Genomic DNA, 20,172 nt, shown 5'->3' on the forward strand with positions numbered 1-20,172 from the left:
GAGGATGCGGCGCGGCGGTCCGCGCGGCAACGCCCCTCAGGCGCGGGCGCCGATCAGGCGGCGGCGGACGCGGCCCGAGATGGCGTCGATGATCGCCACCGTCACGATCATCAGGATGATGATGAAGGCGACTTCGTCCCAGTGGCGGACGCGGATGCGCTCGGCGATCTGCAACCCGATGCCGCCTGCGCCGACCACGCCGAGGATGGCGGCCGAACGCGTGTTGCTTTCGAAGAAGTACAGCGCCTGGGCGAGCATGACGGGCGCGACCTGCGGCAGCACGCCGAAGCGGATGGCGGCGAGACGCCCGCCGCCGGCGGCGACGACGCCTTCGGCCTGCTTGCGCTCGGCATTCTCGATCGCCTCGGCATAGAGCTTCGCGAGCACGGCGATGTCGGCGGTGAAGATGGCGAGCACGCCGGCGAGCGGGCCGAGGCCGACGGCACGGACATAGGCGAGCGCCCAGATCAGCTGGTCCACGCCGCGGAAGCCGTCCAGCAGGCGGCGCAGCGAGAAACGCAGCAGCACGCTCGTCACGATGTTCCGCGCGCCGAGGAAGCCGAGCGGCACCGCGACCAGCGCGGCCATGACGGTGCCGAGGAAGGCCATGGCGACGCTCTCGGCCATGCCCTTGAGGATCTCGACCCACAATTCGCCCGGGGAGGGCGGGATCATCAACCGGACGATGGTCGCGAGCCCCGACAGCCCGTTCCACAGCCGCTGCGGCGTGAACCCGAACCACCAGAGCGCGCCGGCGAGCCAGGCGAGGAACAGCGCCCAGCCGGCAGCGCGGATCGCGCGCTGCACCGGGGTGGCGCCGAAGGCGGCGGGCATGCGGTCCCGCCACATCGCGACATCGGCGTTCATCGCGCCGCCTCCAGCCGGCCGATCGCGGCGTGGCGCAGGCGTTCGGACAGCAGGTCGACCATCGAGACGGTGAGGATGATCAGCAGGACGATGGCGCTGATCTCCTCGTAGTAGTTGAAGGAGATCACCTTGTAGAGCTCCTCGCCGATGCCGCCCGCGCCGACGAAGCCGATGACGCTGGCGGAGCGGATGTTCACCTCGAAGCGCAGCAGCAGGTAGGACAGGATGTTCGGCAGCACCTGCGGCAGCACGGCGAAGCGGCAGGCGTGCAGCCAGGATCCGCCGGCGCTTTCGACGCCGTCCCAGGCCTTGAGGTCGGCGTTCTCGATCGCCTCGGCGAACAGCTTGCCGTTGGCGCCGGCGGAATGCAGCGCGATGGCGAGGATACCGGCGAGCGGCCCGACGCCGAAGGCCCAGACGAAGATCAGCGCGTAGACGATCTCGGGGACGGTGCGCAGGGCTTCCAGCGAGCGCCGCGCCAGGTGGAAGGCGAGCGGCGAGGGCGCGATGTTGCGTGCCGCGGGAAACGCCAGCAGCAGCGCGGCCGCCGAGCCCAGCAGCGTCGCGAGGGCGGCCATGTTCGCCGTCTCGAGGATCAGCAGCGACCATTCGGGCAGGCGGTAGAGCCAGAAGGCGATGGAGCCTTCGGTCTCGGCGTCGGCCAGCAGCGCGTGCCAGCGCAGGTCGGGCAGGATGCGGGCGAAGTATTCGCCGATGCGCGGCAGGCCGGCCCAGAGCGTGGCGGGATGCGCCTCGCTGACCCAGGCGGCGGCGAGCAGGCAGGCGAGCAGCAGCGCGCCGCCGAGCAGCATCTGGCGGCGCTTCGCGCGGCGCGCGGCAAGGAAGGCTTCCTCCCCGCGGGTCACCGCGGGGAGGGGGGCGAGGCTCGATGCGCTCACGAGCGGCGGCGACGCGCGGCCGCTTCCTCGCGCCGCATGTCGACGAACAGGGCGTAGTCCTCGTGCCGTGCCTCGACCGCGCCGATCGTGTCGCCGCGCGCGATCTGGCGGGCGATGTCCGGATGCGACTTCACCAGTGCGAGCTGGAAGGTCTGCATGTCGCGCTTGAAATCGGCCGGCAGGTCGGTGCGCACGGCGAGCGGGCCGTTCATGATCGGCTCGCTGGTCCACACGATGCGGACGTCGGACATGCGCAGCATGCCCTTGTCCACCATCGCGCGCAGGTTGCCGCGGCTGTAGCCCTGGGCGGGATCGCCGAGCGTCGAGGCATGCGTCACCGCGCCGTCGTACTGGCGCTGCAGCACGGCGACGACGCCCTGTTCGTGCCCGCCGGCGAAGCCGGTGCGGCCGAAATACTGGCCGGACTCCACGCCGATGCCCAGGCGGCGGAGCTGGAAGCGCGGGATGAGATAGCCCGAGGTGGAATTCGGATCGGCCCAGGCGAGCGAGCGGCCGCGCATCTGCTCGAGGCTGGTGATGCCGGAATCCGCCCGCACCACCAGCACCGAGACGTAGGAGATCGACCCGTCGCCCTGCTGCGTGATGGTCAGCGGTTCGATCCCGCCATCGGTGTCCATCCAGGCGCCGGCATAGCCGGAGGGGCCGAGGGCCGCGAGCTCGAGCTGCTTCGCCGACAGCCCCTGCATGACGCCGGCGTAGTCCGAGGCGGGGAAGAGCCGCGTCGGGACGCCGAAGGTGCGCTCGATCAGGGCGCGGTAGCCTTCGAAGCGGCCGAGGCGGTCGGCCTCGTTCTCGCCGCCCATGATGCCGTAGCGGATCACCGGCACCTGGTCGGCCCATGCGCGACGGCTGGGTTCCGGCATCGTCACGTCCGGGTCCTGCGTGCGGCGCCGCCCGGGCAGGGCCTGCGCCTGCGCGAGGCCAGGGAGCAGCGTCGCGGCAAGCGCGGGCAGCAGGCGGCGCGTCAGCACGGGGCGGCCTCCGTTCAGGACCGGCGACGGCGGGCGGCGGCTTCCTCGCGCCGCAGCTCGACGATCAGCTCGAAGGTCTGGTGGGTGACCTCGCGGTAGCCGGTGCCGCCGCCGCGCTCGATCTGCTGGTAGATGTCCGGATGCGCCTTCGGCAGGGCGAGGTGGAAGCGCTTGATGTCCTCCTTGAAGGCGGCCGGCAGCGCGCTGCGTGCCGTCAGCGGGCCGTTCGGGATGGGATCGGAGGTCCAGATCACGCGGAGGTCGGCCATGTTGAGCATGCCCTTGTCGACCATCGCGCGCAGGTTGCCGCGGCTGTAGCCCTGCGCGACGTCACCCTGGCCCGAGGCCCAGGTCACCGCGCCGTCGTACTGGCGCTGCAGCACCGCGACGACACCCTGCTCGTGCCCGCCGGCGAAGCCGGTGCGGGAGAAGTACTGGCCGGATTCCACGCCGATGCCGGCGCGGCGCAGCGCGAAGCGCGGGATCAGGTAGCCGGAGGTCGAGTTGGGATCGGCCCAGGCGAGCGACTTGCCGCGCATCTGCTCCATGGTCGTGATGCCGGAATCGGCCCGCACCACCAGCACCGCGACATAGGCGATGGAGCCGTCATTCTCCTCGGCGACCACCAGAGGCTCGACGCCGCCATTGGTGTCGAGCCAGGCGCCGGCATAGCCCGAGGCGCCCATGCTCGCGATCTCGATCTGCCCGGCGGAGAAGGCCTGCAGCACGCCGGCGTAGTCGGAGGCCGGGAAGAGGCGCGTCGGCACGCCGAAGGTGCGTTCCAGCAGATCGCGATAGGCGCCGAAACGGCCGAGGCGGTCGGCCTCGTTCTCGCCGCCCAGCAGGCCGACGCGCAGTTGCGGGACCTGCTCGGCCCAGGGGCGGCGGCCGGCTTCCGGCATCGCGGTCGTCGCATCGAGCGTGCGGCGCATCGTCGGCTGCTGCTGCGCGGCGGCGAGGCCAGGCGCGATCAGCGCGCCGGCGGTAAGGCCGGCGAAGGTGCGGCGGGTGATCATCGTGTTTCTCCTGCGGGGTGGTCAGGCAGCGACGGCGGCGAGGCGCGGGGCGGCGCCGACGGCCTCGGCGGCCTCGACGGCGAATTCCTCCTCGCTCACGCCGTAGATCTCGCGAATGCGGGTGGCGGTGAGATGCGCGGGCGGGCCGTCGAAGACGAGCCGCCCGGCGTTCAGCGCGACGATGCGGTCGCAATAGTCGCGCGCGGTCGTGAGGTCATGGAGGTTCACCAGCACGGTGATGCCTTCGCGGTTCACGCCGCGCAGGGCGTCCATGACGATGCGGGAGTTGCGCGGGTCGAGGCTCGCGATCGGTTCGTCGGCGAGGATGATGCGCGGTTCCTGCAGCAGGGCGCGCGCGATGGCGACGCGCTGCTGCTGCCCGCCGGAGAGCGTGTCGGCGCGCTGCAGCGCGGCCTCGGCGAGGTCGAAGCGATCGAGCGCCGTGAGCGCCATGGCGCGCTCCTGCGCTGTGAACATGCGCAGCAGCGATGTCGCGAGCGGCCGCCGGTTCAGCCGCCCGACCAGCACGTTGGTCAGCACGTCGAGCCGCTGCACGAGGTTGAACTGCTGGAAGATCATGGCGCAGCGCATGCGCCAGTCGCGCAGCGCGCGGCCCTTCAGCGCCGTCACGTCGCGGCCGTCGAAGCGGATGCGGCCGTCCGAAGGATCGGTCAGCCGGTTCAGCATGCGCAGTAGCGTCGACTTGCCGGCGCCGGAACGGCCGATCACGCCCACCATCTGTCCGGCCGGGATGGCGAGGCTCACGCCGTCCACCGCCGTCTTCGCACCGAAGCGGCGCGTCAGCCCATCGATTTCCAGCATCGTGCACGATCTCCCTGGCCGCGGCGCAGTAGCAGCGGGGCGAGACTCTGCGATGACGGACGCATGACAGAGATGTTGCGGCGCGCGATTGCCACGATGGCAGCGCGCCGCCACGATGGCGGCAAGAAGACCGAGCCCGGAGGAATTGCCCGTGATCTCCCGCCGCCCCCTGCTGTTCGCGCCGCTCGCCTTGCCGGCGCTCGCGCGCCGTGCCGCCGCGCAGGACGCCTGGCCGAGCCGGTCCGTCTCCGTGCTGCTCGGTTATCCGCCGGGGGGTGTGACGGATTTCGCGTCGCGCGCGGTCTGCGAACGGATGGGGCGTGCGCTCGGGCAGACCATGGTGCTGGAGAACCGGCCCGGGGCCGCGACGGCGTTGGCGAACACCGCGGTCGCGCAGGCGCGGCCCGATGGCTACACGCTGCTGATGGGCACCTCGACGCTCGCCATCAACCCGGCGTTGCAGCCGACGCTGACGCCGCGCGACCCGATGAAGGACCTCACGCCGGTCGGCATGATCTTCCGCACCGCCTTCGTGCTCCATGTCCATCCCTCGGTGCCGGCGCGCAACACGGCGGAGCTGATCGCCTATGCCAAGGCCAATCCGGGGAAGCTGAACTTCGGGTCCTCGGGCACCGGGGCGGTGAACCACCTGTGCCTCGAGCTGTTCCGGGCGCGGGCGGGCATCGACGTGGTGCACGTGCCCTATCGCGGCGGGCCCGCGGCGTTGCTCGACCTGCGGCAGAACCGCATCCAGGGCATGTTCAACGCGGTGCAGGAGGCGCTGCCGGCGGTGCGGGAGGGGGCGACGCGGGCACTGGCCATATCGTCGAAGGAACGCGCGGCGGCAATGCCCGAACTGCCGCCGCTCGCCGATGTGCTGCCGGGATTCGACGGCGTGTTCTGGCAGGGGCTGTTCGGGCCGCCGGGATTGCCGGCGCCGATCGTCGCGCGGGCCGGTGCGGCTCTGCGCGACGCGACCACCGATACGGACCTGATCGCGCGCATGGCGGCGCAGGGCGTGGCGCTGACGCCGGGCGACGACGCCGTGCTGCGACAAACCCTTGCCGCGGAAACGGCGATGTGGGGGCAGCTCATCCGGGAGCAGAACATCCGCCCCGAATGAGGCGCCCTGGCCCGTGACTTGCTCCTCACGGCGGCGACGGGCGGCAGAGGGCCGCCCCGCCGACGGAGGAGACCGTTTCATGAGCAGGTTCCGGCGGGTGACCGCCTATGCGCTGGGCGCCGCGATGCTCGCGGCCTCCGGCGGTGCGCTGGCGCAGCAGCCGCGGACGCTGCGCATCGCCATGACCGCCTCCGACGTGCCCACCACCACGGGCATGCCGAACAACGGGTTCGAGGGGATGCGCTTCCTCGGCTACCCGATCTTCGAGGCGCTGACGCTGTGGGACCTGTCGGATGCCTCGAAGCCGGCGGGGCTGCGGCCGGGTCTGGCCGAGCGTTGGGAGCAGGACGTCAACGACCCGAAGGTGTGGCGCTTCCATCTGCGTCAGGGCGTGACCTTCCATGACGGCACGCCGTTCAACGCGGATGCCGTCATCTGGAACATGGACCGCTTCTTCCGGTCCGATGCGCCGCAGTTCGAACCGGGCGGTTCCGGCATCACCCGGGCGCGGGTGACGATCCTCGCCTCCTACCGCAAGATCGACGACATGACGGTGGAGATGACGACGACGCGCGTCGCCTCCTACTTCCCCTACATGGTCGTCTACATCCTGATGACCTCCCCGCAGTCCTGGGAGAGCGCGGGTCGCGACTGGGCGCGCGTGGGCACGCTGCCGCCGGCGGGGACCGGGCCGTTCCGCCTGTCCCGCTTCGTGCCGCGGCAGTCGGCCGAATTGTCGCGCCATGACGGCTACTGGGATGCGAATCGCCGCGCGCGTCTCGACCGCATCCTGTTGCTGCCGATGCCGGAGGCGAACACGCGGCTCGCCGCGCTGCGCGCGGGGCAGGTGGACTGGATCGAGGTGCCGCCGCCGGATGCGATCCCGTCCCTGCGTTCGGCAGGGTTCAACGTCACGACCGGGTCCTATCCGCATGTCTGGCCGTGGTTCTTCCAGATGCAGGGGGCGAACACGCCCTTCGGCGACGTGCGCGTGCGCCAGGGGCTGAACTACTGCGTCGATCGCGAGGGCCTGGTGCAGTTGCTGAACGGGACGGCGGAGCCTTCGGTCGGCTGGCTGAAGCCGTCCGATCCCGCCTTCGGCAACCCGCAGCACCGCTACCGCTTCGATGCGGCGCGCGGGCGGGCGCTGCTGGCGGAAGCGGGCTTCAATGCCCAGCGGCCGCTGCGCTTCCGGGTGATGATCTCGACCTCGGGGTCGGGGCAGATGCTGCCGCTGCCGATGAACGAGTTCCTCCAGCAGAACCTGCGCGAGGCCTGCGGCGTGCAGGTCGAGTTCGAGGTGACGGACTGGTCGAACCTGCTGGTGGCGACGCGGACCGCGCCGGGTTCGGGCGTGGTGGCGAATGTGCAGTCGCTGAACCCGTCCTCGCCATCCTCGGATCCGGGCGTCATGGCCCGGTACTTCCTGCGTGCGGGCACGCCGCCCAATGGCTTCAATTGGCCGGGCTTCAGCGACGACCAGTTCGAGGCGGCCTTCACGCGGCTGGAATCCGCGCGCACGCCGGCCGAGGCGACCGCCGCCTACGCCCAGGCGCATGAGCGGCTGGTGGACAACCCGCCCTGGCTGTTTATCGTGCACGACCTCAATCCGCGGGCGATGAGCCGGCGGGTGACGGGGTTCACCTCGGTGCAATCCTGGTTCCAGGATTTGGTGCCGGTGAGTCTTCAGTGATGCCCTCAGGCGGCGGGCGGCGGCCATCCGGCCGCCTTGCCTTCGCGCCGTGAACTGGCGCGAAGGCGACCGCTGACGGTCTGGGCGCGGTCGCGCTTTGCGCTCCCGGCCCGAGGCGTTGCCTCGGGCCGCAGTTTGTCGGGGGTGGCGGGGCCGGGCCGGGCGCGACATGCTGGGTCGTCCGTGAGGAGGATCCCATGATCGTCGACCTGCGCATCTACACCTGCCTGCCCAACCGCGTTGCCGAGTTCGTCGCGCTCTACGAGAAGATGGGCTGGCCGCTGCAGCAGAAGCACCTCGGCAACTGCGTCGGCTGGTACACGACCATCGAGGGCGAACTGAACACTGTCGTCCATATGTGGGGCTATGCCGACCAGGCCGATCGCGAGCGCCGGCGCGCCGCGATGGCGGCCGATCCGGCCTGGGGCGAGTACCTCGCCGAGGTCGGCAAGCGGGGCATCCTGATCAAGATGCAGAACCGCATCGTGAAGCCGGCGCCGTTCTTCGAGGCGCTGAAGAAATAAGGGCGGGGGAGGATGAACCTCCCCCGGGCCCCCTCCCTTCTTTGGATCCTTGGCGCTGGCTCTCTTGAGTTGCAGAGAAGGTTGAGGGGGGTACGGGGGGAGAAGTTCCCTTCTCCCCCCGCCTACCGCCCCAACAGCACCAGCACGACCCCCGCGACCACCGTCAGCGCCCCGATCACGTCTGTTCGCTTCATCCGTTCCCTCAGGAAGAAGCGGCTGAAAAGGAGGGTGAACAGGATCTCGACCTGCCCCACGGCGCGCACCAGCGCGACCGGCGCGTAGGCGAAGCCGGTGAACCAGCAGGCGGACCCGCAGGCCGACAGCGCGCCCACCTGCGCCGAGGATCGCCAGGTGCTGAACAGCTGCGGGATGGAGGAACGCTCCGTCGCCACCAGCCAGCCGCCCTGCATCACCGTCTGCATCATGTTGATGACGACGAGGGTCTCGAGCGCGCGCAGCGTCGCGTCCGGCCCGTCCAGCGTCTGCGTCGCCGCGCGGATGGCGAGCGCGCAGAGCGCGAAGGCGAAGCCGGCGCCGAGCCCGTAGATCGCCGAGGGCTGCATCGTTGCTGCCAGCACTTCCCGCGCGGAGGTCACGCGCCCGGCGAGCGAGAGGTACAGCGTTCCGCCCACGGATACCGCGATGCCGAGCCAGGCGAGCGGCGCGAAGGATTCACCCAGGAAGATCAGCGCGATGAAGGCGGCCTGCACGGCCTCGGTCTTGGAATAGGCGGTGCCGACCGCGAAGCCGCGATGGCCGAAGGACATGATCAGCAGGTTGGTCCCGATGATCTGCCCCAGGCCACCGAGCGCGCAGTAGAGCGCATAGGTCCAGGAGGGCGAGGAGAGGCTGCCGCCGATGAGCGTGAGATAGAGCGCGACGAACAGCATGCCGACCGGCACGCCGTAGAGGTAGCGCACGACGGCGGCCGCATTGACCGAGAGCTGCCCGCGCAGCTTCTGCTGCAGGGCGGTGCGCCAGGTCTGGAACAGACCGGCGAGGATCGTTGCGCCAACCCAGATCGGCATCAGCCGAGCCTCGGGTCGAGCCAGGGCTTCGGCATCGGTTGCCAGGGCGTCAGCCGCGCGCCGCCCTCATCGATCGCGTTGCCGAGGCCGGGCGCCGCGGGCAGCGTCGCGCAGCCTTGCGCGAAGCGGAGGTCGTGGCCGGTGACGAGGGTGAAGAAGCGATCCGTCTCGCCGAACTGGACCTCGAGCGGCAACAGGTTCGGCAGCGTCGCGCAGAGGTGCACCGAATGCGCGTGGCAGACCGGGCCGGTCGGGTTGTGGGGCGCGATCTCGACGCCGGCGGTGTGGGCGAGGGCGGCGATGCGGCGGATCTCCTCATGCCCACCGGCGTATTTGATGTCGGGCATCAGCACGTCGTAGCAGCCGGCCTCGATGATGGTGCGATAGGCGCCGAGGCCGGCGAGCGTCTCGGCGCCCGCGAGGCGCATGCCGCGGTCGTTCGCTATCGACCGGATGCGGCGGATCTCGGCGTGGTTGGCCTCGCTGACCGGGCATTCCAGCCAGAACAGCGCGAGGGGGGCGACGTCCTGCACCAGCCGCGCGGCGCCGCCGGGGGAGAAGCGCCAATGCGCGTCGACCATGATGTCGATGTCGCGCCCGACCGCGGCGCGGACCGCGGCGATGCGGTCGATGCCCTCGGCATAGGCGGCGCGCTGCGCGGGGTCGGCGGCGTCCTCCCAGACCAGGGGCTCGAAGGGGGCCAGTTTGACAGCGCGGAAGCCCTCCGCGACGGCGCGGCGCGCGGCGGCGGCGAAGCCCTCCTGCGTGCGCGGGTTCGCACCGCGATTGATGTTGGCATAGAGCGGCACGCGATCGCGCAGCGCGCCGCCGAGCAGCGCATGGATCGGCCGCCCGGCCTCCTGCCCCGCCAGGTCGCACAACGCCTGCTCGAAGGCGGAGAGCACCGCATGGGCGACGAGCCCGCCCGGCGCATGCGGGATCAGCCGCGCGAGGCGGTTGCGGGCGCGGGCGTCCTCGCCCGTGACATTGACGGCGAGGCGCGCGGCCTCGGCCTCCAGCAGTGCCTCCTGGTTCGCCAGCGTGCATTCGCCGGTGCCGGTGCGGCCGTCATCGGTGCGAACCAGCAGGAAGGACCAGTTGGTCTTGGGGGTGACGTTGACGCCGAGGAACTCGACGGAGGCGATGCGCATGCTCACTGGGCCTGGATGTTCGCGGCCTCGGCGAGGCGCTTCCACTTCGCGATGTCGGCGTCGATCCGCGCCTGGAACTCCTGCGGCGAGGAGACGACGAGATCGCCGCCGAGCAGCCGCACGCGTTCCTGCAGCGTCGCATTGCCGCGCAGCTTCAGCAACTCGCCATGCAGACGCTCGCGGATCGCCGCAGGTGTGCCGCGCGGCGCGAGCAGGCCGTTCCAGGCGAGGCTCTCGAAGCCGGGCAGGCCGCTTTCGTGCACCGTCGGCGTGTCCGGCAGGTCGGGCATGCGGGTCAGGGAGGTGACGGCGAGCAGCTTCACCTCCCCGCTGCGGACCTGCGGCATGACGTTGACCAGGTTGCCGAAGGCGAGCGGGGCCTCCCCGCTGATCACCGCCTGCACCAGCGCCGGGGCGCCCCGATAGGGCACGTGCAGGATGTCGAGGCCCGCCTGGTGCTTGAACAATTCCATGTTCATGTGCGCCGAGGAGCCGACGCCGGCCGAGGCGTAGGACAGCCGCCCCGGCTGCGCGCGGACGGTGGCGATGAGGTCCGTGACATTCGCCACCGGCAGCACGCGGCTGTTCACGATCAGCGCGTTGGGCCCGACCACCAGCAACGCCACGGGGTCGAAGGCGGTGGCGAGGTCATAGGGCAGGTCGCGGTAGATCGCGGCGTTGATGCCGTTCGACCCGGCATTGCCGAGCAGGAAGGTGCTGCCGTCGGGCGGGCTGCGGAAGGCGGCCTCGACGCCGATGCGCCCGCCGGCGCCGGGCCGGTTGTCGACGACGAAGGGCTGGCCGAGGCCCGCTTCCAGGTATGGTGCGATCAGACGCGCGGTGGTGTCGTTCCCCGCGCCGGCGCCGTCAGGCAGGAGAAGGCGCACCGGCCGCGTGGGCCAGGGCGCCTGCGCGAAGGCAGGACGCAGGGCGCCGGCCGCCGTGGCGGCCGCGAGCAGGCTGCGGCGTCGGATCATGGCATCGGGTCCTCCCGGGACACGCGCAGCGTGGCCCGAAGAGAGCCGCGCATCAACGCCGGGTGCGGCCCCAGCCGGGGTCCTCGGCGATCATGTCTGCCATGCCGGATTGTGCGAGCATCGCGGCGGTCTCGCGTTCGGCCGCCTCGCGGATGCCGGCCTCATCCACATGTGGCGCGACGCGGTCGCGCATCAGCACCTCGCCCCCCACCACCACGTCGCGGACGTCGGCGCCCGAGGCGAAGTAGACCACGCGATGCACCGGCATGTTGGCCGGCAGCATGTGCGGGGCGGTCAGGTCCACAGTGATGATGTCGGCCTCCTTCCCGACCTCGAGGCTGCCGATGCGGTCGGCCATGCCGAGGCCCCTCGCCGCGTCGATGGTGACCATCTCGAGCGCCTTGCCCGGCGGCAGCAGGCGTTCGTCGCGCGCGGCGCGCTGGTGGTAGCGCATGGCCTGGAACATGTGGCGGAACATGTCGGTGCTGCGATCCGGCGCGGTGCCGTCGGACCCGATCATCACCGTCACGCCGCGGTCCATCATGGCGATGGCCGGGCAATGCCCGCGCACCGCGGCGATGGCGGAGGGGTTGTGCACGACCGAGGTGCCGGTGCGCACCAGCGTGTCGATGTCGGCCTCGGTGAGGTCGGTGCAGTGCGACAGCCAGGCATCGGGGCCGAGCAGGCCGAACATGCGGTCGGCCATCTCGATCGAGCCGCTGCGGTGGCCGTCCTGGTGGAAGGGCGCGCCGGCCTTCTTCCCGATGTCGCGGATGATGCGGCCCTGGGCCTCGATCTCCTTGACCTTGGCGGGGTCGTGCGTGGCCTCGCGATAGACCGGCATCAGCGTCGCGCAGGTGATGCGGCCCTTGCCGTGATGGCGTTCGACCAGCGTGCCGATGGTCTCGGCCTGCTGTTCGAAGGGCACGTCGCGGATGCTGCCATCGACGCCGCGATAGGGGCGCGGGAAGGGCGGGCGGGTGGGGCCAAGCACCATGACGCGGCGGATGCCGATGGCGTTGATGCCGTCCACATGCGCGTCGCCATGGGCCGGGTCGTCGACGCGGCCGATGGAATCCCCGCCGCCGAGCAGCATCACCGAGGTGGTGACGCCGAACTTCAGCAGCTCGAGCCCCGCGAGCGCCGCCTCCGCCCGCCAGAAGGAGGGCGGGGAGGCGAGGGTGTAGATGACGCGGCAGGCTTCGGACCAGGCCTCGGAATCGCCGCTGCCCATGGTCTTGACCAGGCCGTGGCCGGCATGGGCATGGCCGTCGATCAGGCCGGGCAGGATCGCCTTGCCGCGCGCGTCGATGCGCTTCGGCGCGGCGTGCGCGGCCTCGACCTCGGCGCGCGGGCCGACCGCGAGGATCTTGCCGCCGGCGACGGCCACCGCGCCGTCGGGAATGACCCGGCGCCCCCCGTCCATGGTGATGACAGTGCCGCCGGAGACGATGAGATCAGCCATTCAATTCACCCGTACGTAGCGAAGGCGCAGCCGGTTGTCCGGCGATTGCGCGAGGTCGATGTTCCGCCGCGAGGCCCAGACGACCGGCTGCTGGTGCAGCGGGACGTGGGCGACCTCGCGCTTCTCGATCAGCAGCGCCTGGCGGATCAGGGCGCGGCGTGTCGGCTCGTCGCCTTCCTCGGCGATGCGGTCGACGAGGGCGTCGAATTCGGCATTCGACCAGCGGCCGACATTGAGCCCGGCGCCGGTCGCGGTGCGCGTGCGCAGCACCTCCGACAGGGTCGAGAAGGTGTCCGCCAGCGGCAGCCCCGCATGGCCCACCATGAACATCGACACGTCGAGGTTGTTGATGCGCCGCGACCAGAGGTTCACCGTCTCGAACTGCGGGATGATGCGGATGCCGACGCGCTGGAGCATGCCCGAGATCGCGATGCAGAGCCGCTCGTCATAGACGTAGCGGTCGTTCGGGCAGGCGAGGCCGACCGCGAAGCCGTCCGGATAGCCCGCTTCCGCCAGCAGCCGCTTCGCCGCGTCGGGGTCGAAGGGGAAGGTGCGGGTGTTGATGTCGGTCGGCGCGCCGCTCAGGAAGGGGCTCGCCATGGTGCCGGCGATCCAGGCGTTGTTGCGCATGACGGACCGGCGCAGCGTCTCGACGTCGATCGCCTGATAGATCGCGCGGCGGACCCGGACGTCCTTGAGCGGATTGCGGCCGCGCACGTCGGAATAGACCAGCTCGTCCCGGAAATGGTCGAAGCCGAGGTAGATCGTGCGGAGTTCGGGCCCCTGCACGACCTGCAGGTTCGGGTTGGCCTCGATGCGCGGGATGTCCTGCAGCGGGAGTTCCACCAGCGCGTCGACCTGGCCGCCGAGCAGCGCCGCGGTGCGCGTCGGCGCGCTGCGGATGGGCTGGAAGGTGACCTCGGTCAGGTTGTGCCGCGGCGTGTCCCACCAGCCCGCGAAGGGTTCGAGCACGGTCGAGCGGTCGAGCTCGCGGCTGCGTACGCGGAAGGGGCCGGTGCCGTTGGCCATGCGGGAGGCGCCGGTCTCCTCCCGCGCCTGCAGGTTGGTCGCCGCCGTCGCGTTGTTCGCCGCCGCCCAGCCGGCATCGAGGATGTGCATCTGGGTCAGCGCGTTGAGCAGGATGGGGAAGGGGCGCTCGGTCTCGATCTCGACGGTCAGCGGGCCGGTGGCGCGGACCTCCTTGATGATGGTCAGCACGCCGCGGGCGAGCGCGCCCGGCGTGTTCAGCCGCTGCCAGGAGAAGACGACGTCCTCGGCGCCGAAGGTCTCGCCGTTGTGGAAGCGGACGCCCTCGCGCAGGTGGAAGCGCCAGAGGGTCGGCGAGACCACTTCCCACCGCGTCGCCAGCGCCGGTTCGAGTTCCAGGCGCTGGTTGTGCCGCACCAGCGTCTCATAGACGTTGTCGAGGAAGGCGTTGGTGAAGGTGTTGTTCGACGCATGCGGGTCGAGCGTCAGGATGTCGGACGAGAAGGACCAGGTGAAGGACCTTGCCTGGACCGCCGGCGCAGCGGCGATCATCAGGGCGGCGGCGGCCGCGGGGATCAGGCGCATCGTCGCGTCCTCCGATTCGGGGCGGGCCAAGGCTCAGCCCGTCCCTGGATTGCCGTCAACGGGTCGGATCAGCCCGCATCGACCTGCAGGCCCTCCTTGCGGATGACGTCCGCCCACCTCGTGATCTCGCTGCGCACGAAAGCGGCGAATTGCTCGGGGTTGCCGTGCATCGCGAAGCCGCCGAGCTCGGCGAATCGGCGCTGCGTCTCGGGCAGGGACACCAGGGCCTCGACCTCGGCGTTCAGGCTGGTCACGGCCTCGGCCGGCAGGCCCACGGGGCCGAACAGGCCGAACCAGGTGTTGACCTCGTAATTGGCGAGTTCCGGCATCGTCTCCCGCATCGCGGGCACGTCCGGCAGCATGGCGTTGCGTTCCCGGCTGGTGACCGCGAGCGCGCGCACCCGGCCCGACTGGATGTGCCCCATGATGCCGGTGAGGTTGTCGATCATGAAGGTGACGTTGCCGCCGAGCAGGTCGATCTGGGCGGGCGCGGAGCCGCGATGCGGCACGTGGATCGCCTCGGCATTCAGCAATTGCAGCATCAGCACCGGGGAGAGGTGCGTCGACTGCCCCACGCCCGTCGAGGCATAGGGAACCTGGCCCGGGCGCGCGCGCAGCATGGCGGCGAGCTCGGCGACCGTGCGCACCGGCACGTTGCTGTTCACCACCAGCACGTTCGGCCCGGCGATGGTGCCGGCGATGGGCAGGATCTGGTCCGCGCGATAGGGCATGTTGCGGAACAGCGAATAGGCGATCGCCTGCGGACCGATGTTGCCGAGCAGCAGCGTCGTGCCGTCGGGGCGGGCGCGCACCATCTCGAGCGTGCCGATGGTGCCGCCGGCGCCGGTGCGGTTCTCGACCACCACGGGCATGTTCCAGCGCGGCTGCAGGAACTGCGCGAGCATCCGCGCCATGATGTCGGTGGTGCCGCCGGCGGCGGCGGGGACGATGATGCGGGTCTGTCCCGGCGGGCGCCAGGCCTGGGCGCGGGCCGCGAACGGCAGCGCGAGCATCGGCGCGGCCAGCGCCGCGCGGCGGGTGATCTCGGTCATTCTCGTTACCCTCCCTGTGCTTGCGCGACCCCGCCCCGGGGCGTCAGGTCGCGTCCATCTGCAGCCCCTCGCGGCGGATCACCTCGCCCCATTTGGCGATCTCGTTGCGGACGAAGGCGGCGAAGTGCTCCGGATTGCCCGGGGCGGGCACGCCGCCCATCTGCGCGAAGCGTCCCGCCGTGTCGGGCAGTGCGAGGAAGGCCTGGACCTCGGCATTCACGCTCTGGACGATCGGGGCCGGCGTGCCGGCGGGCATGAACAGGCCGAACCAGGTCGAGACGTCGTAGGGCGCGAGCGCCGGCAGGGTCTCGCGCAGCGCGGGCAGGTCGGGCAGTTCGGGGCTGCGGTCGGCGCTGGTCACGCCGAGGGCGCGCAGCCGCCCGCCGCGGATGTGCTCCATCGAGCTGGTGAGGTTGTCGAAGGCGAACTGCACGTTGCCGGCGACGAGGTCGATCAGGAGCGGGCCGGCGCCACGGAAATGCACCGCCTCGGACTTGGTGTCGGTCAGCTGGTTGAACCACACGCCCGACAGGTGCGGCGACTGCCCGACGCCTGAGGTGCCGTAGGAGGCGCGCCCGTTCTCCCGCTTCAGCCAGGCGACGAATTCGGGAACGGTCCGCGCGGGCACCGAGGGGTGCAGCACCAGCACGTTCGGCCCGCGGATGACATTGGACACCGGGGTGAGACTGTCCGGCCGGTATTGCAGGTTGCGGAACAGCGAATAGGCGATGGCCTGCGGGCCGATGTTGCCCATCAGCATGTTCCGCCCATCCGGGGCGCTGCGCACCACGTCCATCGTGCCGATGGTGCCGCCGCCGCCGGAGCGGTTCTCGGCGACGACCGGCGTGCCCCAGCGGCCCTGGAAGTAGGGTGCGAGCAGGCGCGCCATGATGTCCGTGGTACCGCCCGGCGCGGCGGGAATGACGATGCGGGCCTGCTGGCCGGGCCGCCAATCCTGGGCGCGGGCCACGGCGGGCAGGGCGAGCGGAAGCGTCAGCGCGACGCGGCGCGTCAGGCGGGTCATGGCGTTCCTCCAGTCTTCAGGCCGCCATCATTGCGTGCGGCGCGGCCGCCGTCACGTCCCGCGGCGGCCTGTGGCGAGCCGTGCCACCGCGATGCAGGACCGTGGGCGGTCCGGGGCGTGGGCCAGGCAGGCCCGGCGGTACAGCGCCTCGACGCCGGGCAGGCGATCCGGCGTTTCGGGCACCGCGGCGGCGAGGCGCCGGTTCCAGCGCCCCATGCTGCGTTCATCGGCGTCGGGCACGGTGGCGACGTCGCCGCTCACGCGCGGCTACTCCTCCATGCGGTAGCGGAAGTCGCAATGCGTCGCGCCGCCCATGATGGTCTGGGTGCGTTCAAGCTTGAGATTTGGGTGGTAGCCGTCGCAGAAGGCGCCGTCGCGATTGCAGGAGAGCACGGCGCCGAGGTCGGCGAGGCCCATCTCGCGGTACATCTCGGCGTAGCGGCAGCGGGTGACGTTGAAGTCGTAGTGGGTCTCGTCCTTGCGCAGCGTGTCGATCTGCAGCGCGTCGCCCTTGGTCCAGAGCGGCTGCAGCGCGATGAAATGCGCGAGGGAGGGTTCGCCGCCGGGCGCTTCCTTCGCCATGGCCGCCGCACTTTCCTTGGCGAGCTTGACGACGGCGCGGGAGAGGATGGCCTTGGCCCGGGCCTCGCCCAGCTCGGCCTTCATCTCCTCGTAGATGCCCTTGGCGAAGGCCGCCTCGATGCGGCGCTGCTCCAGGATGCCCAGGCGATCCTCGGCCATGAAAAAAGCCTCCTTGGCGTGCGGTGACGCCAAGGAGGCTAACGCGGTGCCGGCGGGCCGGCGAGGCGGTTACTGGGCGTAGAGGCCGGAATTCGTCACGACGATGCGGCTGGCGCGGCAGATGTCGACGCGGCGCAGCTCCGCGGCGCGGCCGTTCTGCCAGACGATGCGGAAATCGTACTGGCCCGCATTGTTCGCCGTGTAGTTCACGAAGCGGCCCGGGGCGAGGACGCTCTGGCCCAGCTGGTCGACGCCCCAGTTGGCGAGGCTCGCATGGCTGAAGAACAGCTGCATGACCGTCATCGAGGAGTTGTTCACCACCTGGAAGCGGGTGTCGCAGGCGACCGGCGCCGGGGCCATCGGCATGGGCTGCGGCACGTAGACGGTCTGCGGGGCGCAGGCCGAGACGGCGGCGGCGCCGGCGAGCGCGAAGAGGGCGGTGAGCTTGCGGCGGAACATGCGGAACGGGCCTCCCGGCGGCATCTGGGTCCCGGAGGGGTACCCTGTTTCGGTCAAGCGACGTTATGAAACGAAAGATGACCCCGCAAGGTGTCGTGCCCTTGCGCGAAGATGTCGGTGCGTGGTGCTGTGAAACGGTTCTGCGACGGGAGCGGGCAGATGGGGATCGGGAGCTGGTTCAGCTTCGCCGGGCGGATCAGGCGCAGGACCTGGTGGCTCGCCTATGTATTGCCGATTTTCGCGATCAGCGTTCTCGGCACCGTGATCGACGTCTCGCTGGGGTTTGTCACGCTGGTCGCGGAGGACGCAGCGCCGGCCGACGGGTTCGCGGTGGCCACGCACGGGTTCGGGCCGTTCAGCATCGTGGCGCTGCTGGTCACGATCGTGGGCGGGCTCGCCGGGCAGGTGAAGCGCTGGCATGACCGGGACAAGTCGGGCTGGTGGGCGCTGATCGCATTGATCCCGATCGTCGGGCCGATCTGGGCGCTCGTGGAACTCGGCTTCCTGTCCGGCACCGATGGGCCCAACCGCTTCGGCCCGGACCCGCGCGGCGGGGCCGGCGCCCCCCAATGGCAGCCTGCGGGCCCGCAGGGGTGGCAGCCTGGGCCGCCGCAATGGCAGCAGCCCGCGGCGCAGCCGCAATGGCAGCCGCCGCCCGCCCAGGGCTGGCAGCCGCCGGCCCAGGGGCAAGGGCAGGGCGCCTATCCGCCGCCAGGCTGGCAGCCGCCGCCGCAAGGCTATCCGCCCCCGCAGCCGGGATATGGCCAGCCCCCGCCCGGCTATGGCCAACCGCCCCCGGGCTACGGTCAGCCCCCGCCCGGCTACGGCCAGCCGCAGCAACCGCCCGGCCCCTGGCAGGGCCCGGGGCCGGGCGGCGGCAGCGTGCCGCCGGTGCGGCGCGACTAGACGGGGGTGCGCCAGGCGGCGTGGGCGTCGGTGGTGCCACGGACCACCGCCTCATAGGCCGCCTGCAACTGCATGGTGACGGGGCCGGGCTTGCCGTTGGCGACGGGCAGGCGGTCGACGGTCGTGATGGGCGAGAGCTCCTGGCCGGTGCCGCAGAGGAAGACCTCATCCGCCACGTAGAGCTCGGTGCGGTCGGCGCGGCGTTCCTCGACCGGGAAGCCGTTCTCGGCCGCCAGGCGCAGTACCGTGTCGCGCGTCACGCTTTCCAGGATGTCGCTGTCGCACGTGGGGGTGACCACCACGCCGTCGCGCACCAGGAACAGACAGGCGGCCGCGGTCTCGCTGACCTTGCCATCGCGCGTCAGCAGGATCGGCATGTCGTAGCCGTCGGTCTTGGCCTGCAAGGTGGCGATGCGCCCGGCATGGTAGTTCGCCGTCGCCTTGATGCGCGCGGGCATGGTGTTGTCCGCGATGCGCGTCCAGGAGGAGACGCAGGCGGCAAGGCCGCTTTCCCGCTTGGCGTTGCGTTCGCGCGGGATGGCGGCGCAGACCCAGCCGACCTTGCCGGTGGTGACCTGGGAGCCGCGGCTTTCGATGTGCACCTGGAGGCGGATGTAGCAGTCGCCGTCCGGCTGGTTGACGCGGATCGAGTCGAGCACGCCCTGGCGCATCACGTCGCGCGAGGGCGGGTCGTCGAAGCGCATGAACTTCATGCCCTGGTCGAGCCGCGCCAGGTGTTCCTCGAGCCGGAACACCGACAGGCGGCCGGTCGCGGGGTTCATGTAGGCGCGGATGCCTTCGAAGACCGCGGCGCCATAGGCGACGCCGACGGCGAGCGGGTGGATGCTCGCCTGCTCGAACGGGATCGCCTTGCCGTTCTGGATGATGCTGTGTGCGGTCCAGGCCATGTTCTTCCCCTCGGGCACCGTGATGGAGCAAAGGCTGTCCCGGAAGGAGCGTCCCGGCAAGGGGCGGGCACATTCCAGGCCAGCGTCGCGCGCGCTAGGATGCTGGCGCACGGCAAGGACGAAGGACGATGAGCGCGGCGATCGAAGGTGGAGCGACGGCACCGCTGCTGCTGCGGGCGGATGATTCGGGCGGGGTGACGGTGCTCACGCTCAACCGCCCGGCGGCGCGCAACAGCCTCTCGCTCCAGATGCTCGAGACGCTGGAGAACGCGCTCGCCGCGATCGGGGAGGATGCCTCGGTCCGCTGCGTGGTGCTCGCGGCGAACGGCCCCGCCTTCTGCGCCGGGCACGACCTGCGCGAGATCACCGCCCATCGCGCCGACACGGATGGCGGGCGCGGCTTCTTCGACCGCACCATGCAGGCCTGTGCGCGGGTGATGCAGGCGATCGTCGGCCTGCCGCAGCCGGTCATCGCCGCGGTGCAGGGCGTGGCGACGGCCGCGGGCTGCCAGCTGGTCGCGACCTGCGACCTCGCGGTCGCGGCTGAGGGCGCGCGCTTCTGCACGCCGGGGGTCGATATCGGGCTGTTCTGCTCGACGCCGGCCGTGGCGCTGGCGCGCGCCGTGCCGCGGAAATCGGCGATGGAGATGCTGCTGCTCGGCGACATGATCGAGGCGCAGGACGCCTTCCGCATCGGCCTGGTGAACCGCGTGGTGCCGGCCGATCGCGTGATGGAAACGGCGCTCGCGCTCGCCGGGCGGGTCGCGGCGCGCTCCGCGCTCACGGTGCGGATGGGCAAGAAGGGCTTCTACGAGCAGGTGGACCTGCCGCTGCAGGAGGCCTATGCCCGCGCCGCCTGCGTGATGACCGAGAACCTGATGGCGCGCGACGCGGCCGAAGGGATCGGCGCCTTCCTCGAGAAGCGCCGGCCGGTCTGGGAAGATCGCTGAGGG

General features: G+C 71.1%; 21 protein-coding genes. 5 read left to right on the forward strand and 16 right to left on the reverse strand.

What is annotated here, in order from left to right; all coding sequences use genetic code 11:
- Positions 1 to 36 precede the first annotated feature (36 nt).
- From phnE (GWK16_RS24365) to phnC, 5 genes are read right to left on the reverse strand one after another with little or no spacing between them, the layout of a single operon-like run.
- Positions 37 to 867 (reverse strand): phosphonate ABC transporter, permease protein PhnE, encoded by an 831-nt coding sequence (gene phnE / locus GWK16_RS24365; RefSeq protein ID WP_170056582.1) that lies wholly within the window; start codon positions 865 to 867, stop codon positions 37 to 39.
- The gene (gene phnE / locus GWK16_RS24370; protein ID WP_338144560.1) at positions 864 to 1,766 is read right to left on the reverse strand and encodes a phosphonate ABC transporter, permease protein PhnE; all 903 of its coding nucleotides are present in this window, start codon (positions 1,764 to 1,766) and stop codon (positions 864 to 866) included. Before phnE (GWK16_RS24370) ends, phnE (GWK16_RS24365) begins: the two co-directional genes overlap by 4 nt.
- Positions 1,763 to 2,758 carry a phosphate/phosphite/phosphonate ABC transporter substrate-binding protein gene (gene phnD / locus GWK16_RS24375; RefSeq protein ID WP_170056583.1) on the reverse strand — a complete coding sequence of 332 codons (996 nt, stop codon included), beginning with the start codon at positions 2,756 to 2,758 and terminating at the stop codon, positions 1,763 to 1,765. Before phnD (GWK16_RS24375) ends, phnE (GWK16_RS24370) begins: the two co-directional genes overlap by 4 nt.
- Before the next feature lie 14 nt (positions 2,759 to 2,772).
- Entirely contained in the window at positions 2,773 to 3,774 is a 1,002-nt protein-coding gene (gene phnD, locus GWK16_RS24380) for a phosphate/phosphite/phosphonate ABC transporter substrate-binding protein (RefSeq protein WP_170056584.1), read from the reverse strand.
- Between the two features lie 21 nt (positions 3,775 to 3,795).
- On the reverse strand, positions 3,796 to 4,596 hold the full coding sequence (gene phnC / locus GWK16_RS24385; protein WP_170056585.1) for a phosphonate ABC transporter ATP-binding protein: 801 nt from the start codon (positions 4,594 to 4,596) through the stop codon (positions 3,796 to 3,798).
- 151 nt (positions 4,597 to 4,747) lie between these two features.
- Here phnC and GWK16_RS24390 point away from each other — a divergent pair, with 151 nt between their 5' ends.
- From GWK16_RS24390 to GWK16_RS24400, 3 genes are all read left to right on the forward strand, one after another.
- Complete coding sequence (locus tag GWK16_RS24390) at positions 4,748 to 5,719, forward strand: Bug family tripartite tricarboxylate transporter substrate binding protein (RefSeq protein ID WP_338144561.1); 972 nt, start codon at positions 4,748 to 4,750, stop codon at positions 5,717 to 5,719.
- Between the two features lie 79 nt (positions 5,720 to 5,798).
- Positions 5,799 to 7,412, forward strand: coding sequence for an ABC transporter substrate-binding protein (locus tag GWK16_RS24395; RefSeq protein ID WP_170056586.1), 1,614 nt, complete (start codon positions 5,799 to 5,801; stop codon positions 7,410 to 7,412).
- A 197-nt stretch (positions 7,413 to 7,609) separates the two neighbouring features.
- Positions 7,610 to 7,936, forward strand: coding sequence for an NIPSNAP family protein (locus GWK16_RS24400; RefSeq protein ID WP_168043869.1), 327 nt, complete (start codon positions 7,610 to 7,612; stop codon positions 7,934 to 7,936).
- Positions 7,937 to 8,058: 122 nt separating this feature from the next.
- Here GWK16_RS24400 and GWK16_RS24405 read toward each other — a convergent pair whose 3' ends face one another.
- From GWK16_RS24405 to GWK16_RS24450, 10 genes are all read right to left on the reverse strand, one after another.
- On the reverse strand, positions 8,059 to 8,964 hold the full coding sequence (locus GWK16_RS24405; RefSeq protein ID WP_170056587.1) for an EamA family transporter: 906 nt from the start codon (positions 8,962 to 8,964) through the stop codon (positions 8,059 to 8,061).
- Positions 8,964 to 10,115, reverse strand: a complete 1,152-nt coding sequence (locus tag GWK16_RS24410) for a mandelate racemase/muconate lactonizing enzyme family protein (RefSeq protein ID WP_170056588.1) — start codon at positions 10,113 to 10,115, stop codon at positions 8,964 to 8,966. Before GWK16_RS24410 ends, GWK16_RS24405 begins: the two co-directional genes overlap by 1 nt.
- Positions 10,116 to 10,117: 2 nt before the next feature.
- Positions 10,118 to 11,092, reverse strand: coding sequence for a Bug family tripartite tricarboxylate transporter substrate binding protein (locus tag GWK16_RS24415; protein WP_170056589.1), 975 nt, complete (start codon positions 11,090 to 11,092; stop codon positions 10,118 to 10,120).
- A gap of 52 nt (positions 11,093 to 11,144) precedes the next feature.
- Positions 11,145 to 12,557, reverse strand: a complete 1,413-nt coding sequence (locus GWK16_RS24420; protein ID WP_170056590.1) for an amidohydrolase family protein — start codon at positions 12,555 to 12,557, stop codon at positions 11,145 to 11,147.
- On the reverse strand, positions 12,558 to 14,129 hold the full coding sequence (locus GWK16_RS24425) for an ABC transporter substrate-binding protein (RefSeq protein WP_170056591.1): 1,572 nt from the start codon (positions 14,127 to 14,129) through the stop codon (positions 12,558 to 12,560).
- Between the two features lie 68 nt (positions 14,130 to 14,197).
- Positions 14,198 to 15,181, reverse strand: coding sequence for a Bug family tripartite tricarboxylate transporter substrate binding protein (locus GWK16_RS24430; RefSeq protein WP_248291610.1), 984 nt, complete (start codon positions 15,179 to 15,181; stop codon positions 14,198 to 14,200).
- Between the two features lie 43 nt (positions 15,182 to 15,224).
- On the reverse strand, positions 15,225 to 16,205 hold the full coding sequence (locus tag GWK16_RS24435) for a Bug family tripartite tricarboxylate transporter substrate binding protein (protein ID WP_170056592.1): 981 nt from the start codon (positions 16,203 to 16,205) through the stop codon (positions 15,225 to 15,227).
- Positions 16,206 to 16,256: 51 nt separating this feature from the next.
- Positions 16,257 to 16,466, reverse strand: coding sequence for a hypothetical protein (locus GWK16_RS24440; protein ID WP_170056593.1), 210 nt, complete (start codon positions 16,464 to 16,466; stop codon positions 16,257 to 16,259).
- Positions 16,467 to 16,472: 6 nt separating this feature from the next.
- Positions 16,473 to 16,946 carry an L-2-amino-thiazoline-4-carboxylic acid hydrolase gene (locus GWK16_RS24445; protein ID WP_170056594.1) on the reverse strand — a complete coding sequence of 158 codons (474 nt, stop codon included), beginning with the start codon at positions 16,944 to 16,946 and terminating at the stop codon, positions 16,473 to 16,475.
- Positions 16,947 to 17,015: 69 nt separating this feature from the next.
- Entirely contained in the window at positions 17,016 to 17,405 is a 390-nt protein-coding gene (locus tag GWK16_RS24450; RefSeq protein ID WP_170056595.1) for a hypothetical protein, read from the reverse strand.
- A 159-nt stretch (positions 17,406 to 17,564) separates the two neighbouring features.
- Between GWK16_RS24450 and GWK16_RS25055 the strand changes: the two genes are divergently transcribed.
- A complete protein-coding gene (locus tag GWK16_RS25055; protein WP_211187713.1) occupies positions 17,565 to 18,311 on the forward strand; it encodes a DUF805 domain-containing protein in 747 nt (248 codons plus the stop codon).
- Here GWK16_RS25055 and ilvE read toward each other — a convergent pair.
- Positions 18,308 to 19,219, reverse strand: coding sequence for a branched-chain-amino-acid transaminase (gene ilvE, locus GWK16_RS24460; protein ID WP_170056596.1), 912 nt, complete (start codon positions 19,217 to 19,219; stop codon positions 18,308 to 18,310). The two genes, GWK16_RS25055 and ilvE, sit on opposite strands and share 4 nt — an antisense overlap.
- A 128-nt stretch (positions 19,220 to 19,347) precedes the next feature.
- Here ilvE and GWK16_RS24465 point away from each other — a divergent pair, with 128 nt between their 5' ends.
- Complete coding sequence (locus tag GWK16_RS24465; RefSeq protein WP_170056597.1) at positions 19,348 to 20,169, forward strand: enoyl-CoA hydratase; 822 nt, start codon at positions 19,348 to 19,350, stop codon at positions 20,167 to 20,169.
- Positions 20,170 to 20,172: the final 3 nt, after the last annotated feature.

The organism is Neoroseomonas marina (assembly GCF_012927745.1).
In the GTDB taxonomy this organism is placed as follows: domain Bacteria; phylum Pseudomonadota; class Alphaproteobacteria; order Acetobacterales; family Acetobacteraceae; genus Neoroseomonas; species Neoroseomonas marina.

Coding starts and splice junctions, on each gene's coding strand:
- phnE (WP_170056582.1), bottom strand. CDS start 867: ATGAACGCCGATGTCGCGATGTGGCGGGACCGCATGCCCGCCGCCTTC.
- phnD (WP_170056584.1), bottom strand. CDS start 3,774: ATGATCACCCGCCGCACCTTCGCCGGCCTTACCGCCGGCGCGCTGATC.
- phnC (WP_170056585.1), bottom strand. CDS start 4,596: ATGCTGGAAATCGATGGGCTGACGCGCCGCTTCGGTGCGAAGACGGCG.
- GWK16_RS24395 (WP_170056586.1), top strand. CDS start 5,799: ATGAGCAGGTTCCGGCGGGTGACCGCCTATGCGCTGGGCGCCGCGATG.
- GWK16_RS24400 (WP_168043869.1), top strand. CDS start 7,610: ATGATCGTCGACCTGCGCATCTACACCTGCCTGCCCAACCGCGTTGCC.
- GWK16_RS24405 (WP_170056587.1), bottom strand. CDS start 8,964: ATGCCGATCTGGGTTGGCGCAACGATCCTCGCCGGTCTGTTCCAGACC.
- GWK16_RS24410 (WP_170056588.1), bottom strand. CDS start 10,115: ATGCGCATCGCCTCCGTCGAGTTCCTCGGCGTCAACGTCACCCCCAAG.
- GWK16_RS24415 (WP_170056589.1), bottom strand. CDS start 11,092: ATGATCCGACGCCGCAGCCTGCTCGCGGCCGCCACGGCGGCCGGCGCC.
- GWK16_RS24420 (WP_170056590.1), bottom strand. CDS start 12,557: ATGGCTGATCTCATCGTCTCCGGCGGCACTGTCATCACCATGGACGGG.
- GWK16_RS24425 (WP_170056591.1), bottom strand. CDS start 14,129: ATGCGCCTGATCCCCGCGGCCGCCGCCGCCCTGATGATCGCCGCTGCG.
- GWK16_RS24430 (WP_248291610.1), bottom strand. CDS start 15,181: ATGACCGAGATCACCCGCCGCGCGGCGCTGGCCGCGCCGATGCTCGCG.
- GWK16_RS24435 (WP_170056592.1), bottom strand. CDS start 16,205: ATGACCCGCCTGACGCGCCGCGTCGCGCTGACGCTTCCGCTCGCCCTG.
- GWK16_RS24445 (WP_170056594.1), bottom strand. CDS start 16,946: ATGGCCGAGGATCGCCTGGGCATCCTGGAGCAGCGCCGCATCGAGGCG.
- GWK16_RS24450 (WP_170056595.1), bottom strand. CDS start 17,405: ATGTTCCGCCGCAAGCTCACCGCCCTCTTCGCGCTCGCCGGCGCCGCC.
- GWK16_RS25055 (WP_211187713.1), top strand. CDS start 17,565: ATGGGGATCGGGAGCTGGTTCAGCTTCGCCGGGCGGATCAGGCGCAGG.
- ilvE (WP_170056596.1), bottom strand. CDS start 19,219: ATGGCCTGGACCGCACACAGCATCATCCAGAACGGCAAGGCGATCCCG.
- GWK16_RS24465 (WP_170056597.1), top strand. CDS start 19,348: ATGAGCGCGGCGATCGAAGGTGGAGCGACGGCACCGCTGCTGCTGCGG.